Origin of the sequence: Bradyrhizobium sp. HKCCYLR20261, assembly GCF_051168435.1 — a bacterium.
Lineage (GTDB): Bacteria > Pseudomonadota > Alphaproteobacteria > Rhizobiales > Xanthobacteraceae > Bradyrhizobium.
This window is the reverse complement of record NZ_JBNPUZ010000015.1, coordinates 1-16,263: the sequence shown is the minus strand read 5'-3', so window position 1 is coordinate 16,263 and position 16,263 is coordinate 1. Positions and strand designations below refer to the sequence as shown.

General features: G+C 64.8%; 17 protein-coding genes. 7 read left to right on the top strand and 10 right to left on the bottom strand.

Going from position 1 to position 16,263, the window contains the following annotated elements; translation table 11 throughout:
* Window positions 1-5 precede the first annotated feature (5 nt).
* Together flgH and ACQR1L_RS26865 are read left to right on the top strand one after the other, a co-directional pair.
* Window positions 6-785 carry a flagellar basal body L-ring protein FlgH gene (flgH, locus tag ACQR1L_RS26870; RefSeq protein ID WP_434860931.1) on the top strand — a complete coding sequence of 260 codons (780 nt, stop codon included), beginning with the start codon at window positions 6-8 and terminating at the stop codon, window positions 783-785.
* A gap of 546 nt (window positions 786-1,331) precedes the next feature.
* The gene (locus ACQR1L_RS26865; protein ID WP_434860930.1) at window positions 1,332-2,030 is read left to right on the top strand and encodes a hypothetical protein; all 699 of its coding nucleotides are present in this window, start codon (window positions 1,332-1,334) and stop codon (window positions 2,028-2,030) included.
* 207 nt (window positions 2,031-2,237) lie between these two features.
* Here the strand turns inward: ACQR1L_RS26865 and ACQR1L_RS26860 are convergent, their stop codons facing one another.
* The 6 genes from ACQR1L_RS26860 to ACQR1L_RS26835 form a co-directional block, all read right to left on the bottom strand.
* Window positions 2,238-2,495, bottom strand: a complete 258-nt coding sequence (locus ACQR1L_RS26860) for a hypothetical protein (RefSeq protein WP_434860929.1) — start codon at window positions 2,493-2,495, stop codon at window positions 2,238-2,240.
* 73 nt (window positions 2,496-2,568) lie between these two features.
* Entirely contained in the window at window positions 2,569-3,363 is a 795-nt protein-coding gene (locus ACQR1L_RS26855) for a 2-keto-4-pentenoate hydratase (RefSeq protein ID WP_434860928.1), read from the bottom strand.
* A gap of 162 nt (window positions 3,364-3,525) precedes the next feature.
* A complete protein-coding gene (locus ACQR1L_RS26850) occupies window positions 3,526-4,554 on the bottom strand; it encodes an SDR family oxidoreductase (protein ID WP_434860927.1) in 1,029 nt (342 codons plus the stop codon).
* Between the two features lie 107 nt (window positions 4,555-4,661).
* Window positions 4,662-6,770, bottom strand: a complete 2,109-nt coding sequence (locus ACQR1L_RS26845; protein ID WP_434860926.1) for a sensor histidine kinase — start codon at window positions 6,768-6,770, stop codon at window positions 4,662-4,664.
* 247 nt (window positions 6,771-7,017) lie between these two features.
* Window positions 7,018-7,383, bottom strand: coding sequence for an RNA polymerase-binding protein DksA (gene dksA, locus ACQR1L_RS26840; protein ID WP_172114412.1), 366 nt, complete (start codon window positions 7,381-7,383; stop codon window positions 7,018-7,020).
* Between the two features lie 228 nt (window positions 7,384-7,611).
* Window positions 7,612-8,223: an NAD(P)-dependent oxidoreductase gene (locus ACQR1L_RS26835; RefSeq protein WP_434860925.1), complete on the bottom strand. Its 612-nt coding sequence runs from the start codon at window positions 8,221-8,223 to the stop codon at window positions 7,612-7,614.
* Between the two features lie 143 nt (window positions 8,224-8,366).
* Here ACQR1L_RS26835 and ACQR1L_RS26830 point away from each other — a divergent pair, with 143 nt between their 5' ends.
* On the top strand, window positions 8,367-8,741 hold the full coding sequence (locus ACQR1L_RS26830) for a winged helix-turn-helix transcriptional regulator (RefSeq protein ID WP_434860924.1): 375 nt from the start codon (window positions 8,367-8,369) through the stop codon (window positions 8,739-8,741).
* A gap of 5 nt (window positions 8,742-8,746) precedes the next feature.
* Here the strand turns inward: ACQR1L_RS26830 and ACQR1L_RS26825 are convergent, their stop codons facing one another.
* The gene (locus ACQR1L_RS26825) at window positions 8,747-9,160 is read right to left on the bottom strand and encodes a flagellar assembly protein FliX (protein ID WP_434860923.1); all 414 of its coding nucleotides are present in this window, start codon (window positions 9,158-9,160) and stop codon (window positions 8,747-8,749) included.
* A gap of 270 nt (window positions 9,161-9,430) precedes the next feature.
* Between ACQR1L_RS26825 and ACQR1L_RS26820 the strand changes: the two genes are divergently transcribed.
* The 4 genes from ACQR1L_RS26820 to ACQR1L_RS26805 all read left to right on the top strand — a co-directional run bounded on the left by ACQR1L_RS26820 (window position 9,431) and on the right by ACQR1L_RS26805 (window position 12,084).
* Complete coding sequence (locus tag ACQR1L_RS26820; protein WP_434860922.1) at window positions 9,431-10,555, top strand: flagellar basal body P-ring protein FlgI; 1,125 nt, start codon at window positions 9,431-9,433, stop codon at window positions 10,553-10,555.
* Window positions 10,555-10,944, top strand: coding sequence for a flagellar assembly peptidoglycan hydrolase FlgJ (gene flgJ / locus ACQR1L_RS26815; protein WP_434860921.1), 390 nt, complete (start codon window positions 10,555-10,557; stop codon window positions 10,942-10,944). The genes ACQR1L_RS26820 and flgJ overlap by 1 nt, the downstream gene beginning before the upstream one ends.
* Before the next feature lie 56 nt (window positions 10,945-11,000).
* Window positions 11,001-11,486, top strand: a complete 486-nt coding sequence (locus ACQR1L_RS26810; RefSeq protein ID WP_434860920.1) for a hypothetical protein — start codon at window positions 11,001-11,003, stop codon at window positions 11,484-11,486.
* Between the two features lie 211 nt (window positions 11,487-11,697).
* Window positions 11,698-12,084 (top strand): hypothetical protein, encoded by a 387-nt coding sequence (locus ACQR1L_RS26805; RefSeq protein WP_434860919.1) that lies wholly within the window; start codon window positions 11,698-11,700, stop codon window positions 12,082-12,084.
* A gap of 299 nt (window positions 12,085-12,383) precedes the next feature.
* Here ACQR1L_RS26805 and flaF read toward each other — a convergent pair whose 3' ends face one another.
* The 3 genes from flaF to ACQR1L_RS26790 form a co-directional block, all read right to left on the bottom strand.
* Window positions 12,384-12,749, bottom strand: coding sequence for a flagellar biosynthesis regulator FlaF (flaF, locus tag ACQR1L_RS26800; RefSeq protein WP_434860918.1), 366 nt, complete (start codon window positions 12,747-12,749; stop codon window positions 12,384-12,386).
* Window positions 12,750-13,109: 360 nt separating this feature from the next.
* The gene (locus ACQR1L_RS26795) at window positions 13,110-14,687 is read right to left on the bottom strand and encodes a flagellin (RefSeq protein WP_434860917.1); all 1,578 of its coding nucleotides are present in this window, start codon (window positions 14,685-14,687) and stop codon (window positions 13,110-13,112) included.
* 229 nt (window positions 14,688-14,916) lie between these two features.
* Window positions 14,917-16,263, bottom strand: a 1,347-nt coding sequence (locus ACQR1L_RS26790) for a flagellin (RefSeq protein ID WP_434860916.1), incomplete at its 5' end; no start/stop codon positions are given.

Sequence of the window (16,263 nt, the reverse complement as noted above, 5' to 3'; positions counted from 1 at the left end):
GTTTCATGTCGAAGTTCAAGTTTGATGGTCAGGGCGTTTCGGGGCTGCGGCGGGTCGCGCTGATCTCGGTGTCGTTCGCGGTGCTGTCGGTCGCGGGCGGCTGCTCCTCCATCGACCGCCTCAGCCAGATCGGCGAGCGGCCGAAGCTGACGGAGATCGACAATCCGACCACGCAGCCGGGCTACAAGCCGGTGCAGATGCCGATGCCGAAGCCCGAGACCGTGTCCTACGCGCCGAACTCGCTGTGGCGCAACGGCTCGCGCGCCTTCTTCAAGGACCAGCGCGCCCGTCAGGTCGGCGACCTCCTGACTGTCACGGTCAGCATCTCCGACAAGGCCAATTTCGCCAACGAGACCCAGCGCAGCCGCACCAACAAGGAAGACTCGGGGATCACCGACTTCATCGGCTCGAAGACGCTCGGCGCCACCGGCCAGAACATTCTGCCCGGCCGCATCCTCACCGCCGACGGCACGTCGTCCTCCGATGGCAAGGGCACCATCCAGCGCTCGGAATCCTTGACCACCAGCGTCGCCGCCGTCGTGACCCAGGTGCTGCCGAACGGCAATCTGGTCGTGGAGGGCAAGCAGGAGATCCGGGTCAATTACGAGATCCGCGAGCTGATCGTGGCCGGCATCGTCCGGCCGGAGGACATCCAGAGCGACAACACGATCGACTCGACCAAGATCGCCCAGGCCCGCATCTCCTATGGCGGCCGCGGCCAGATCACCGACGTCCAGCAGCCGCGCTACGGCCAGCAGGTCATGGACATCCTGCTGCCGTTCTAAGGCGAACGCGAACATCACGGACCGGGCGGGTCTCGCCCGGTCGCACAAGAGGGCCGCCGACGCCTCCCCCGTCGGCCATCGAAACGAGGACGATCATTCACCACGAAATCCTTCCCCCACTCGGGAGGGTCGGAAAAGGATTGGCCGAGCGCGACACGGGTCATGACGATGACCTCGCAGCCGCCGCCCCGCTTCCGAGCAACGAGCTCCCACATTGCCCAATGCGAACCTAGGCGCGGCGGGTAATGTATACGCGGCCTCCGGTAGCTCCCCTGCCGGAGGCCGTGTTCGTTTCAGAGGACGCTGCACTGGGTTAAGGCGCTTAGCGACGCAAGCCAAGGATTGCGCCGCAGAAGCCGTCTCGATTTGCGATGGGGTCGAGGCACGTTATGTTCTCCATATGCTCCTATTGACCTGTTGGCGCTGGCCTGTTTCCGGGCTCAGTGGCCGATTTTGAAAACGTCAGTGGCCTAGTTTGATGATTGTCAATGTTCTAGTTTTTCCCGTCACAACTAGCCCGCGAATCGGGCTGAGGGGGGCGTACTCGTGGGCAAACTGTTTAAGTGGTTTACTAAGGCCCTTGATCTAGCTGGCACAGGTTCGACGGTGGCTGGAGCGCTCGGCCTTTCAGCGACGGTGGGTGCCGTGACGGCCTATGCAGCGCATTGGGCCAACCAAAATCTTTACTTGGTATTGCTAGTTGGCTGCGGGACCTTCGCAAGCCTAATGGTCGGCCTGTATCATGCCCTCATGATATCCCAAAAGTTCCGGATCAAAAGGCGCTTGGATTATAAAAATCTAAGAATCGCTGACGGCGGCGCCGACTACACTAAACTTCAACTGACCCACATGACAGTTGTGGCCACGCTGGAAAATCTAAGCGCAAGCGACATATTCGTGAAATTCCACCGGTGCCATTTTTCAGTTGCGGGGAGAACCCACGAGTCTCCGAGAGTCAATGACAAGACTATGCTTCTACAGGGCGGCAGAGAAATGACGATTGGCTTTCCAACCGTAGAGACTATTCCGGCGCCCAGTTCCTTGTTAAAGGGCGCAGCCGAAGTCGAGATATTGTATGGCTCCGACGAACAAAGCCTAGACTATGTTCTAAGAGTCCACGAAGACGTTCAGGTGGCAGTCAATTGGGCTCCCAAGCCACGCAAGGGAGTTCCGGACGTGAACTTGAAGTTAGCTAGCGTTCCTGAAATGAAGCATCTTGACCGCAAGAATGCCGTTTCGGCTTAAGGGAGAGAAGGCCGCCTCAGTTAGCGGCCTTGCGGAGCGGCGCGCGCCTGCATAAGCGGTACGCGTGGTCGTATAGGCTACGATGGCACAGACTGTATTGCCCGACCTGCCGATGCCGAGGACCAGAACAATGTGGGCAAATGGTCCGGGTCCTCGCTTCTCCCTGAATGGGAAATTGCACCGGACGTAGTCTCCCGATCGCATATCTCAGGAGAACAGCATTCCGAGTGCCGCGCGACGAGCCTCAAACGCCTCGTCGCTCTCGCCATCTTCGCGATCCAATACGAAGTCAGATCCTGCGGCAGCATCGTAGGCCAGAATGGCCAGCTCGCGAGGATCGAGCTCCATCTCACGCAGCAGCACGCGCATGACATAATCCTCGACCGACAACCCCTCCCGCTCCGCCCGTTGAGCAGCGGCGGCGACGACGGACCTTGCGAGGCAGATGCTTTCCATGTCGCTCATGAAAGTCTCCCTGCTCAAGTATAGGCGTATCAGGTACGGAACGCGAGCCATCAGATGCAGCTGCGCGCGGGCCCTATCCCGCGAAGCCCGCCTCGACCACGCCCAGCCCGTCCAGCTCCATCCGTACCCGGTCGCCGGGCTTGAGCCAAATGGTCTTCACCAAGCTGCCGGTCAGCACCAGTTGCCCGGCCTCGAGCCCGTCGCCGCGCGCAGCAAGATGATTGGCGAGCCAGGCAAGCGCATGCAGCGGGTGGCCGAGCACATCGGCGCCGGTGCCCTGCCCGGCCAGAGCACCGTTCACGAAGGCACGGCCCTGCACGGCGGCGAGGTCGCCTGCCGCATCGCGCGGGACAGCGGGGCCGAGCACGCAGCCTGCGGCGAAGAAATCATCGGCCACCAGGGTCGGGGCGCCCATGCTCTCCCATTGGACGTAGCGGTCATCGACGATCTCGATGGCTGCATGGCAGTTGCCGATCGCCTCGCCGACATGGGCGATCGTGAACGGAGCATCCAGCGGCAGCAGGTCCTTGGCGAGCCGCACCGCGATCTCGCATTCGACGCCGACGCGCACGAAATCGGCCGCGCGCAGCGCCACGCCCGAGGCGTGAACACCGCTGGCAAACACGCCACCGGCACAGGGATGCGGAATGCCAATATAGTCCTGCATCACCTTGCTGGTGCAGCCGATCTTGTAGCCGGCGAAATCGCCGACGTGCTCGGCGAGCAGCCAGTGAACCTCATGCTGGATCTCATAACCGGCCGCTTCATCCTTCGGCTGAAGGTGAGCCGGCAGCGCTGCCAATGGCGTCCTGTCGCGGCGGGCCGCCACGATCAGTTGTGCGGCGGCCAGGACGTCGTCTGCTCCCATGGTCGTTCAACTCCGGCTGCCAGCCGCCCGAAGCGGCCTCTCAGATCCTATCGTTAACAGTCTGTCACGACTTAGCTTTTGCCGTCCAATTCATCTTCTGGCGCGGCAGCTTCGCGCAGCGTTCGAAGCGTCCTCCGCGGTTGAGACGATGCTTGAGCTGCGTCACGGCCGCACCAGGCCGAGCCTCGAGAGGCTCTCCGCGGTCGCGATGATGATCTCATCATTCGGTCGCGGATTCCAGCCGAGCAGGCGCCGCGCCTTGTCACTGGTGGCGGCACGGCGGAGGCCCAGCAGCGGCTTGACGTCCCGCAACTGCGGGACGCCGAGCGCCACGATGCGGGCCAGCCAGTTCGGCATCTCGAACCGCGGCGCGCACCGTCCCGCCTCGCCCATCCGCAGCCGCAGCACCTCGGCAATCTCGATCACCGACAGCGGCGGTCCGGCCACGGCCAGGAACCGTTCGCCGCTCGCGGAAGGCGCGGTCATCGCGCGCAGATGCAGGTCGGCGACGTCGCGAACGTCGACCAGGCCGAGATGGATTTTCGGCGCGAGCGGCGCCCGGCCCTGCATCAACGCCTGCACGAGCGCGATGGACGGCGAAAAATCCGGGCCCAGCACCGGACCAAGCACCGCGACGGGGCAGATGCTCACAAGCTCCAGCCCTGCGCCCTCGCGGGTGACAAAATCCCACGCGGCGCGTTCGGCCAGCGTTTTCGACTTCGGGTAAGGCTGCACGTCAGGACCGGCGAGATCGCTCCAATCGGCCTCGTCGAAGGGTGTCGTGCGCGGCGGATGGCCATAGGCGACGGCGGAAAACGACGAGGTCAGCACCACGCGCTTCACGCCGGCCTCGCGCGCCGCCCGCAACACCCGCAAGGTGCCGTCGCGCGCCGGCACGATCAGCTCGTCCGCGTTGCTCGGCACGTAATCCGGCAAGGGCGAGGCGATGTGGAGGACGTAGTCGCAGCCGGCCGCCGCGGCGGACCAGCCGTCATCGCTGGTCAGGTCGGCCGCATGGAACGCGACCGCCCCGGCATCGGCCGTACCACCGCGCCGCAGCATCGCCCGGACCTCGCTTGCGCGATCGAGGCTGCGCAAGGTGGCGCGGACGCGATGCCGGGCGGCCAGAAGTTGCAGGATGGTGTGGACCGCGATGAAGCCGGAACCGCCGGTGACGAGAACCTCGCTCATCGCAACAGTCTCTTGATCAGCTGCATCAGCCCTGCTCCGCCGCTCGTATCCCGGCGAAACCTCATCGCAGGGTGACGTGGCAGGGCGATGTCAGCGAGCACCGATGCTCAGGTGACGCTGCCGGCCGCGGCGACATCAACGGGCTCGCGCGCATCCAGCCAGGGCAGCTCGAACTGGCAGATGAGACCGTTCTCGGAGAAGGTGCGCTGCAGATGCCTGACGGTGCGGGTGAGCAGCCGGCTGCCGAAGCCGACCACTGCGGGCTCATGGGCCGGCGGCCCGCCCGTCTCTTGCCAGCGAACGTGCAGCGCGTCGGGCCCCAACGACCAGCTGACGTCGACATGTCCGTCCGGCGTGGTCAGCGCGCCATACTTGCTTGCATTGCAGGCCATCTCATGGATGACCAGCGCGAGCTGGGTGGTCAGCTCGACGGGCACCAGGATCGCGGGCCCGCTGGTCGAGAGCTGTTCGCGCGCACTGACGAACGGCGCCACTTGGCCGGCGACGAGCGCGGCGAGGTCGGCGCCCTGCCAGTCGTTCTCCGCCAGGCTGGTGTGAACCGTCGCCAGCGCGTGCAGGCGCGAGGTGAAATCGCGGACCTTGGCGTCGTGCCGCGGCAGCAGCTGATGCGCCAGCGACTGCACGACCGCGAGGCTGTTCTTGACGCGGTGAGCCAATTCGTGGACCAGCAGATCGCGCTTGCGGTCCGCCTCCTTGGCCGCTGTCACGTCGATGTTCACGCCGATCATCAGGTCGGCACCGTCCTCGCCGCGCAGCAGTCGGGCCCGGCCCTCGATCCAGCGCAGGCTGCCATCCGGCAGCGCGACGCGCCATTCGGAGTCGAGCTTGCCGGTGATCAGCGCCCGCTTGTTGTCCCGGTCGGCGCGCGCCCGGTCCTCGGGATGGACCAGCGCCAGCCAGTCATCATAGGTACCGGGGAACGTGCCGGGCGCGAGGCCATAGAGCTCTTCGATCTCGTCGGACCATTGGCTGGTCCCGGAGCGACCGTCCCAGATGAAAGTCCCGAGCCGCCCATATTTGGCGGCCAGCTTGAGCTGCTCGGCAGTTCGCGACGCGTCGTCCCTCGCCTTGGCGAGCATCCGGAAATTATCCTGAATGATGCGCTCGCTTTCGGCCTGCGCCTTCTCCGCCGCGGCCAGCCGTGCGTTGAGCGCGCGGACCTCCGGCGGGTCGGAGGGCGCGGCCTCGCCGGGGATGGCGCGCTTTCGGGCGATGCTGTCGAGCGGGCGCGCAATGCTGCTGGCGATGCCCGCGGCCAGCAACAGCGCCAGCGCGCAGATGCTCGTCGCCGCGATGGTCGCGGTCTTCACGGTGGAAGAGACCGCTTCGGCAAAGGCGCCCTGCTTGATGCCGACGCCGATGGTCCAGTCGCTCAGTTGGGGATGCGCATTGGCGTTGATGATGCTGTCCCCCTCGATCGAGGGGAATTCGGCGATCCCTTCGACCCTGGCATGGGCGCGCCAACCTGCCGATGCCGGCTGGCCGGTGGAGGTCGCGTTCTTCGGGATGCGCGAGACGTAGCGCCCCTGGCTGTCGATGATCCCGACGAGCCAGTTGGCCGGCAACTGCTGCTGCGCCAGCAGCCGCGTATAGCTCGCGGCCGGCATGGCGATCGACAGGCAGCGGAACGGCTTGCCGTCCCTGAACACGGGGACATCGACGGTCGCCACCCACTCGCCCGAGTTCGGCCCCGTGAACAGGTCGGAGATGGAGGGCCGTCCGGTCGCGAAGGCGCGCTCCTGCGAGCGCCGGCCTTCCGGCGTGCGCTCGCCGAGCGGCTTGCCCGGAGGCGCGAGCGTGTTGAGCAGCAGCCGGCCGCTCGCGTCAGACACGATGATCCAGCCGTCCCCGGTCACCAGCCCGACCCGGCGCGCCTCCGCTTCGAAATCCGTGAGGTCGGCGGCAGCGAGGTCCGGCGACTTCGCCAGCACCTCCGCCAGCGCGATATAGCGCCGCAGCTCGGCGTCGACGGCTCCGGAGATGGTCTGTGCCGCATAGGACAGACCGCGCCGGATCGAGCCGTCCGCCGACTGCTGCATGGAGGCGATGACATAGGCGATCAGCCCGACGCAGGGCAGGAACAGAATGCCGGCCAGCAACAGCAGGCGGCCTTTGATGGTCAGGGCCCCATAGCAACGCTGCGCCGTGACGAGCACGCCGCCAAGCAAGGTCCCCGGTCTGTCCAGCTCGCGCATGATCCCCCGCGGAGAGTTCCTGATCGGAACGGCCAACAATTCCGCAAAGCGCGAAAAGTTCCTGAAAGGACGGGATGATCTGCGGGAGGACGGTGTCCGGCCCCCGCGACCGAGTCGCGTCAAGTGTGGGTGCGGCCCTCAGCGGCCAAAGCCGCTGGCGCGTCCTCGGCACTCCAGCCAATGCTCGAAGATGCGGCCGCTCCCGGCGGGCGGCCGCAGTCCAGGCTCGGTCAGGTCAGCGCCGCGACTACTCGTCGCGATAGACCTTTTCACGCTTTTCGTGGCGTTCCTGCGCCTCCACCGACAGCGTGGCGATCGGACGGGCTTCGAGCCGCTTCAGCGAAATCGGCTCGCCGGTCTCCTCGCAATAGCCGTAGGTGTTGTCTTCGATGCGCTGGAGCGCGGCGTCGATCTTGGAGATCAGCTTGCGCTGGCGGTCGCGGGCGCGAAGCTCGATCGCCCGGTCGGTCTCCGACGACGCGCGATCGGCGAGGTCGGGATGGTTCACGTTCTCCTCCTGCAGAGCCTGCAGGGTGAGCTTCGATTCGCGCAGGATCTCCTCCTTCCATGCCAGCAGCTTGGCGCGAAAGTACTCGCGCTGGCGTTCGTTCATGAAAGGCTCTTTTTCGGAAGGTTTGTAGTTCTTCAACTTTTCCAAGGTCAGCCCATCTGTACGTGCTGGCGCCGGTCTCGGCACCGGCGGACGGAATACGCCCGTTCGCGGCCGCGTTATATAGCGGCCTCATGTGACAGACAATATTTCCATCGGCACGGACCGCCCGCCGGTCGGCCGGTTGCACAGGCAAATTCGGCCCTGCCCGGCGGGACGGCTCCGGGGAGGCTAATAGCCGACCGTGAAACGGGCCCTCCGGTGCGCCGGACGCTCGATTTCGTCGGCCATTGCGACCGCGAAGTCCTCGAAGGTGATGAAGCTCTTGCCTTCGGCATCGACCAGCAACTGGTCCGTTCCGAGCCGGAACTTGCCTGTCCGGGCGCCGAAATCGATCATTGCGGACGGCGACAGGAAGGTCCAGTCGAGTTCGGTCTCCTGGCGAAGCCGATCCAGGAACGCCGCCCCCTTCTCCGCCTCGGCCTTGTAGATGGCCGGGAAGCCCGGCGTGGTCACCAGCCGCACGCCGGGTGCGACCTCCAGCGAGCCGGCGCCGCCGACCACGAGGTAACGAGATACGCCGGAATCCCTGGCCGCCCCGATCAGGGTCTCGACATCGCTGGCGGAGAAATGGATGGAGCTGATCGCCACGTCATGGCCCTTCCAGATCCGCGCCAGTTCGGCCCGATCGTTGGCGTCGCCCTTCACGGCGGTGACGTTGGCGTGCTTTTCGATCTTGTCCGGGTTCCGGGCGATGCCGGTGACCTGATGGCCGCGGCTGGCCAGCTCGGCGGTGATGCGGGATCCGGCACGGCCGGACGCGCCGGCGACGGCGATCTTCATTCGAAACTCCTCTGTTCGAGATTCACGATCCGGACCCGAGGCTCTGGACGAGGCGTCCCAGTATCCGATAGTGACTAGATAGCGGAATGAATGCTGGTGTTAAGAGAGCACTTCAAGATCACCTGGTCACGCCGGAGTAACCGATGAGAGCCGCGAACGTCTATTCGGCCGACTGCCCCACCCGTCAGATCCTCGATCGCGTCGGCGACAAATGGGCGGTGCTGATCCTGATCCTGCTGCGCAACGAACCGTTGCGCTTCAATCAGTTGCGCCGGGCCATTGAAGGCATCTCGCAGAAGATGCTCTCGCAAGTGTTGAAGAGCCTGGAGCGCGACGGCCTGGTGCGACGGCGCGCGATCGCAACCGTTCCAGTGACGGTTGAATATTCGATCACGTCGCTTGGACTGACCCTGGCTGCCGCGGTCGATCCCCTGCGCGACTGGGCCGAGCAGCATCTGAAAGACGTCATGGCCGCACAGCGGCGCTACGACGCGCAAGCGTCGTCGAAGGCCGCTTAGTCGCGTCAGCCCTGTCCCGCCTTGGCGAGCTCGACCTCGACGCGGAGTTCGATCTCCGAGAGGATCGCATCGAGCCGCGTGTCGCCGGAGGTCTGCTTCAGTTCGGCCGCCGCATCGCGCAGCCGCAGCGCCATCGTGGTGTCGAGCTTGCCGGACAATAGCGACAGTTTGAGATCGTCGAGCACGTCGAGCGCGCGTTTGCCGCGCTGGACCGAGCGCTTGCGCCGCTCGGCCGGATCCTCCTCGATGCCCTGCAACGCCAGCAGCGCGTCGATATTGGCGGTCTGCTTCGGCGCGAGTGTCGCGCGCGTGTCCTGCGTGGTGCCGATGTCTGGCAGCTTGAAGCCGCCGGAGGACGTCTTACGCGTGGAGCTGGTCGACGTATTCAGCGTCGTGCCGTTCGGTCCATAGATGCGCATCGGTCTCTCCCCGCAAGCTCTGCGTGTCGGTGCGGAGATTGGCCGCGTCGTGGTTAACGGTGCGTAAATGGCCCGGCAAATTCTGCCGGGGCGGCAGCTTCGTTCCTCCGGAATAGCCCGGGATCGTGACAAGGCGCGCGATCGATTTCACAATCTATCAATGAGTTAGCCCGGAGCATCGCGCTGGCACGGCCCTCGCATAGTTAACGCCGATCATGCGGTCATGGGAGTGGCCACGTGATCACCTGCAGAGTTCGAGGGGAGCATAGGATGCGACGCGTCCGATCTACGCGCCTGTTTCAGGCCGCTTGCGCCGCCATGCTGGCGCTGGCCTCTACCGTCATGTCCGCGCATGCGACGTCGCGGATCAAGGATCTCGCCAATATCGAAGGCGTGCGCCAGAACCAGTTGATCGGCTACGGCCTCGTGGTCGGCCTCAACGGCACCGGCGATACGCTGAACAACATCCCGTTCACCAAGCAGTCGCTCCAGGCGATGCTCGAGCGGATGGGCGTCAACATTCGCGGCGCCACCATCCGCACCGGCAACGTCGCGGCCGTCATGGTGACCGGCAACCTGCCGCCCTTCGCCACCCAGGGTACGCGCATGGACGTGACGGTGTCCGCACTCGGCGACGCCAAGAACCTGCAGGGCGGCACCCTGCTCGTCACCCCCCTGCTCGGCGCCGACGGCAACGTCTACGCGGTCGCGCAAGGCTCGCTCGCGATCTCCGGCTTCCAGGCCGAGGGCGAAGCGGCCAAGATCGTGCGCGGCGTGCCGACGGTCGGCCGCATCGCCAACGGCGCCATCATCGAGCGCGAGATCGAGTTCGCGCTGAACCGGCTGCCCAACGTCCGCCTGGCGCTGCGCAACGCCGATTTCACCACTGCCAAGCGCATCGCGGCGGCCATCAACGATTTCCTCGGCGTCAAGACCGCCGAGCCGATCGACCCCTCGACGGTGCAATTGAGCGTTCCGCCGGAGTTCAAGGGCAACGTCGTCGCCTTCCTGACCGAGATCGAACAGTTGCAGGTCGATCCGGATCTTGCCGCCAAGATCGTCATCGACGAGCGCTCCGGCATCATCGTGATGGGCCGCGACGTCCGCGTCGCCACCGTCGCCGTGGCGCAGGGCAACCTCACCGTGACGATCTCCGAGAGCCCGCAGGTCAGCCAGCCCAACCCGCTGTCGCGCGGCCGCACCGTGGTCACGCCGCGGACCAGCGTCGGCGTCACCGAGGAAGGCAAGAAGTTCGCGGTGGTGAAGGATGGCGTCTCGCTGCAGCAGCTCGTCGACGGCCTCAACGGCCTCGGCATCGGACCGCGCGACCTGATCAGCATCCTGCAGGCCATCAAGGCCGCCGGCGCGATCGAAGCCGACATCGAGGTGATGTGATGGCCACCTCCTTCGTCGACTCCTACAACGGCCGCGTCGCGCTCACGATGCCCCGGGCCGCGGCGATCACGACGCCGCGCACCGATCTCGATCTCGCGGAAGCCCTGACCAAGGTCTCGCCCAAGGCCCAGGCCAAGGCCAAGGCGACCGCGACCGACTTCGAGGCCATGTTCCTCAACAGCATGTTCTCGCAGATGACCAACGGCGTGAAGGGCGAAGGTCCGTTCGGCGACACGCCCGGCACCGGCGTGTGGCGCTCGATGCTGACCGAGCAATATTCGAAGAATTTCGCCAAGGCGGGCGGCGTCGGCATTTCCAACGATGTCTTCCGCACCCTCATCCTGCAACAGGCCGGCAACAGCAACGCCGGCAGCAACAGCAAAGCGTAGATGTTCGCGTGACAAGCGCGTGGGCCGCGAAAGGCTCACGCCAAAGGGAGTTATGAATGACCGTACAGGGCCAGGCGAAGAAGACGACCTACACCGCAGCCGCGACCGCCGCGGAGGCACGCGCGCTCGCCGACGAGATGGTCAGCGTCATGAGCGAGCTGATCGCGGTCATCGAGCAGGAGACCGAGCTGGTGCGCGCCGGCAAGCTGAGCGAAGGCATGGCGTTCGGACCGCGCAAGACCGAACTGTCGCGGCACTACGTCACCACGGTGGGCCGCCTCAAGGCCAGCCAGGCCTTCATGAAGCAGACGGCGCCGGAGCTGCTCGGCACTCTGCACCGTCATCACGACACCTTCCGCGCGATGCTGCAGGTGAACCTGACGGTGCTCGCGACCGCGCATGCCATTTCGGAAAAGGTGGTGCGCGGCGTCAATGCCGAGGTTCAGCGCAGGAATGTCCCGAGCACCTACACGGCCGGCGGCCGTCGCGCCACGCCGGGCGCCCGCCATCTGACCCCGCTCGCCGTCAGCCGGACGCTCTGAGCCTCCCAAGCGCCCGGTGATCCCCGGCCGAGCCGCGCCGCCCCGAACGGGCCGCGCGGCTCGCGTCGTTTACGGTCGAATAATCTTAAAACCCCCGGCCGAATCACAACGCGCCGTTCATCCTATTTCCTAACATAACGTTGATTGGTCATCGGCATAGTTGCCAACGGGATGGGTAGGGAATTGACTCGATGGCCATGAGGAGGCTGCCATGAGTTCCGATTTCAGCGTGAGACCGGTGGGGGCGCCTGCGTCCGTCCCGATAGTCCAACCGTCGAGCCCGGCGGTGGTGAGCGCTGTTCCAACGGACCTTCCTCCGAGCCAGACCGTCACCGCGGCCGAGCCCGGCGTGCCCGTGCGAAACGACATTCCGACGAATGTCCCCAACGACCTGTCCGTCTCGCGCCAAGCCTACTACGATCGCGCTGCGGCCGCCCTGGTGTTCCAGGTCGTCAACCGCAAGACAGACCAGGTCGTGACTCAATATCCGGACGAAGCCGTGCTGCGGCGACGGGCCTACTTCAACACGCTCGACCTGCAGAAGGATCTGCAGAAAGCCGACGTGCCGCGCGTCACGGCCACCGACCGCACGGCCTGAGTCCCTATCGGTCCACCAGATCGATCGCTGCGCTTGCACGCCGCCCCCACCGGGCGGCGTCATCGTGTCGAGCGGCCGAATGTCGAATGCCGGGAACGGCGCTTTCTTCACAATTGGGAGGACTGCGAGCTCGGCGGATCGGGCCGGCTTGCCGGCGCAACGGTCGCTCCGCTGGCTTGGTGCGAGCGGAGAGAGAGCCCGCGGCGCACTCGAGCGGATCATTCGCAATGCCGAGCACGGCTCGGCTTACATGATGGAGGGGCCTTCAATCGAGCGGCCCTGCCCGGCGATGGATCGCCTCAGCTGCGGCCCGACAGGCCGGCTGCGATGTGGCAGTTGATATCGATCAGCGACTTCAGCTTCGCCGGATCCGGATCCATCTGCATCTCGATGGTCTGCTTCATGACGAACACGCCGATGTTGGCGATGTTCTGGCGAATGTCCATCGGGTTGGGATTGTCGTCCATCTCCATGGCGCTCATGAAAATCGTCCACAGACGACGATTGAACAGCAGCGCCTTGTACATGTTGCGGTCGGGACCGTTCCAGTTCGCTTGCACTTCCTGCAGCTGCCGCGCGGCCTTCAACAATGCCTGAGCTTCGATCTCCCGTGGTGACGCCGTCGTCTGCGACGTACGGGCATAAGCTTGAGCGGCATATGACATCAACTACTCCGGACTGACGCGGGGACACGACCAAACTGCCCGGATTTTGTACGTTGAGTGCCTTTAAAATATGGTTAGCGGGCGTTAGCGGAATTGGCATCATCGCGTCACGGAACACCGCAAAAAAGCCGTGCTTGCAGCACGTCTTAACGTGTGACGAACGCGGACCGTCAAAGTTTCCCGGACCAATTCGCGACGAGGTCATCACGATATCGAACAGCAAATGCGGCGGCGCAAGCTCGTCGCGCAACCCGCTCCTCCACCACCGCGCAAGATTTGCGGACAACTCGCCAGCGAGATCGAAAACGAAAAGCGGCGGGCCATGCCCGCCGCCTTGAGACGCCTGATGAAGCTGATCGCTTAGCGCAGCAGCTGCAGCACGCTGGCCTGCGACTGGTTGGCCAGCGCGAGTGCGGAGACCGCGATGGACTGGCGGGTCGACAGCGCCTGGCTGTTGGCCGCTTCCTCGTTGGTGTCGGCCAGCGTCAGGTTCGACGAACCGGTCTGCAGCACGTTGATCAGGTTCTTGTTGAAGTCCTGACGAATCTGCACGATCGAGAGGTTCGAACCGAGCGACGAGGCTTCGGAGCGGATCGCCGTCGATGCGGTGTTCAACGTCGACAGCACCTGGTTGGCTGAGTTGCTGTCGAGGAAGTCGGTTCCGACTACCAGCGAAGACAGGCCGAGACCGGTGCTGTTGAACGTCACGCCGGTGATGTTCAAGGTCGACCGGCCGGTCTCGTTGAACGTGAGCTTCAGCGTGTCACCGTTGAGCAGGTTGATGCCGTTGAAGGACGCGTCCTGCGCGGTGGTGTTGATCTGCGCCAGCACGTTGTTGTACTGCGCGATCAGGCCTGCACGGGTGGTCTGCGAGTTGGTGTCGGCCACCGGCCCCGAGGCGGTGACGCCGTTGAACGCCGCGCCCACGGTCGTGGAGGAGCCGGCGACCGCGCCGATCGTCGACGATGCCGCCTCGTTGGTGGTCAGGATCGTCAGCTGCCCCGTGGTGCTGAGGCTCGCCTGCAGGTTGTTGGCCGCGAGCGCGGTGTTCAGCTGGGCCAGGGTCGAGATCTGCGAGGCGCCTGTGCCGAATGTGATGTTCGTCGCGACGCCGCCTCCTGTCGAGGCGATGGTCAGCGTCTGGCCTGTCAGCGCCGGTGGATTTCGAGTAACTGGGCTGCCGACGGAATTCAATCCGAGCTTCGCCAGCGCCGTGCCCCCGAGTGTCAGATCCTGCGCCGTACCTGTGGCAATGGCTATGGCGCCGCCAGACACCGAGGACGGCGTTGCGCTGGCGCCGGTCACCGAGTCGATCGCAGCCAGCAGGTTGCTGACCGTATCGCCGACGCCGATGTTGGTTCCGGCCGAGACCGAACCGGCGACGAAGGTGAACACCACACCGTTGACGGTCAGCGTGTCGCCCGTGGTGATGCCGGTTGCGAGATTGTTCGACGTGGAGGTCGCGGTGCCCGACAGCCGGGTCGTGCCGGTGATGGCGACGGCGGTGCTGAGATTGTCGTTGTTGACGACTGTGCCCGTCGCGAATTTGTTCGACGAGCTGCCGAGCAGGTTGTTGGCCGTGGCGCCCGGAATGACCGCGGAGGTCACGCTCGATTTGGTGGTGTAGCCCGTCGGGGCCTGGAGGACCTGGCTCGCGATCGACTTGGCGCTGTCGACCAGCTTCTGGAGCGAGGTAAGACCGGTATTCGCGGCCTGGAGAACCTGGACACCGTTACCAATGCTGTCGAGCAGGTTCGCAATGTCGCTCGCACGGTTGTTGAGCGATTGCGCGGTGAAGAATTCGGTGGGGTTGTCGAGCGCCGTGTTGACCTTGTTGCCCGTGGCCAGGTTGTTTTGAGTCGTGGCCAGCAGCGATGCAGTGTTTTGCAGCGCCAGCAGGTTTTGGCGAACCGAAGCCGAGAGAACAATACCGGACATGTGTGTGAAACCTTCCTAGTTATTCACCAGGCGGTTTTAGTACAGGTACTTTTAAAACATGGTTAATGGCGCTTTAAATTTCTTGCTTAACGACTGGTTGCCACCCTTCCCTATGCCCTCATCCCGTGTCCAGGAGCCGTAATGATACGGTTCGGGCGGCCGGATCAGGCGCAAAAAAGCGGCGGGGTTTCCCCCGCCGCTTCCGATGTTTGTGTGAGAACGCCGTACCTTAGCGGAGAAGCTGCAGCACGCTGGCCTGCGACTGGTTTGCGAGCGACAGCGCGGACACCGCGATCGACTGGCGGGTCGACAGCGCCTGGCTGTTGGCCGCTTCCTCGTTGGTGTCGGCGAGCGTCAGGTTCGACGAGCCGGTCTGCAGCACGTTGATCAGGTTCTTGTTGAAGTCCTGACGGATCTGCACGACCGAGAGGTTCGAACCCAGCGTCGACGCCTCCGAGCGCAGCGTGGAGCTTGCCGTGTTCAGGAGGTTGATCGTCTTGTTCGCCGAGTTGTTGTCGAGGAAGTCAGTCCCCGCGGTCAGGTTCGACAGACCGAGACCGGTCGTGTTGAACGTGACACCGGTGATCGACAGCGTCGACTTGCCGTTCTCGTTGAACGTCAGCTTCAGCGTATCGCCGTTGAGCAGGTTGACGCCGTTGAACGAGGCGTCAGCCGCGGTGGTGTTGATCTGCGCGAGCACGTTGTTGTACTGCGCGACCAGGCTTGCACGCTGGGACTGCGCGGTGGAGTCGACAACGGGAGCCGCCACGGTGGCGCCGTTGAAGATGCCGCCGGTCTGCGTGGCCGAGCCGCCGAGGGTCGCGATCGTCGACGACGCCGCATCGTTGGTGGTCGAGATCGTGATCTTGCCGGTGGCCGAGTCGAGCGCCGCCTGCAGGTTGTTGGCCGCAAGCTTGGTGTTCAGATCGTTCAGCGACTTGACCTGTCCTGTCCCCAGCCCGAACGTGATGTTCGTTGCCGTACCTCCGCCGGTTGCCGCGATCGTCAACGTCTGGCCAGCCAGACCGTCGCCGATTGTCGACAGACCGAGCTTCGCCAAGGTGCCGGAGCTGCCCGAGACGGTCAACCCTGCGGCCGGAGCCGTCAGCGTGATCGCGCCCGCGCTGAGCGAGGCGGTGACACCGGCCTGCGTCGAGATGGCCGACAGCAGGTTGGAGACGCTGTCGCCGATGCCGATGCTGGTACCGGTCGAGGTCGTGCCGGTGACGAAGGTGAAGGTGGTGCCGTTGACGACCAGCGTTTCACCGGAGGTGATGCTGGAGGCCAGGTTGTTCGACGCGGTGCCTGCCGTGCCGGACAGCTTGGTCGAGCCGGTGATCGCCGAGGCGCTCGAGGTGTTGTCGTTGTTCACGACCGTGCCGGTCGCCGAGCTCGCGCTCGAGCCCAGCAGATCGCTGGCGGTTGCGCCGGTCAGCGCCGAAGACGCCACGTTCGACTTGGTGGAGTAGCCGACCGAGCTCTGCAGCACCTGGTTGGCAATCGACTTGGCGCTGTCGACGAGCTTCTGCAGCGAGGTGATGCCGGTGTTGGCGGCCTGCAGAACCTGCACGCCGTT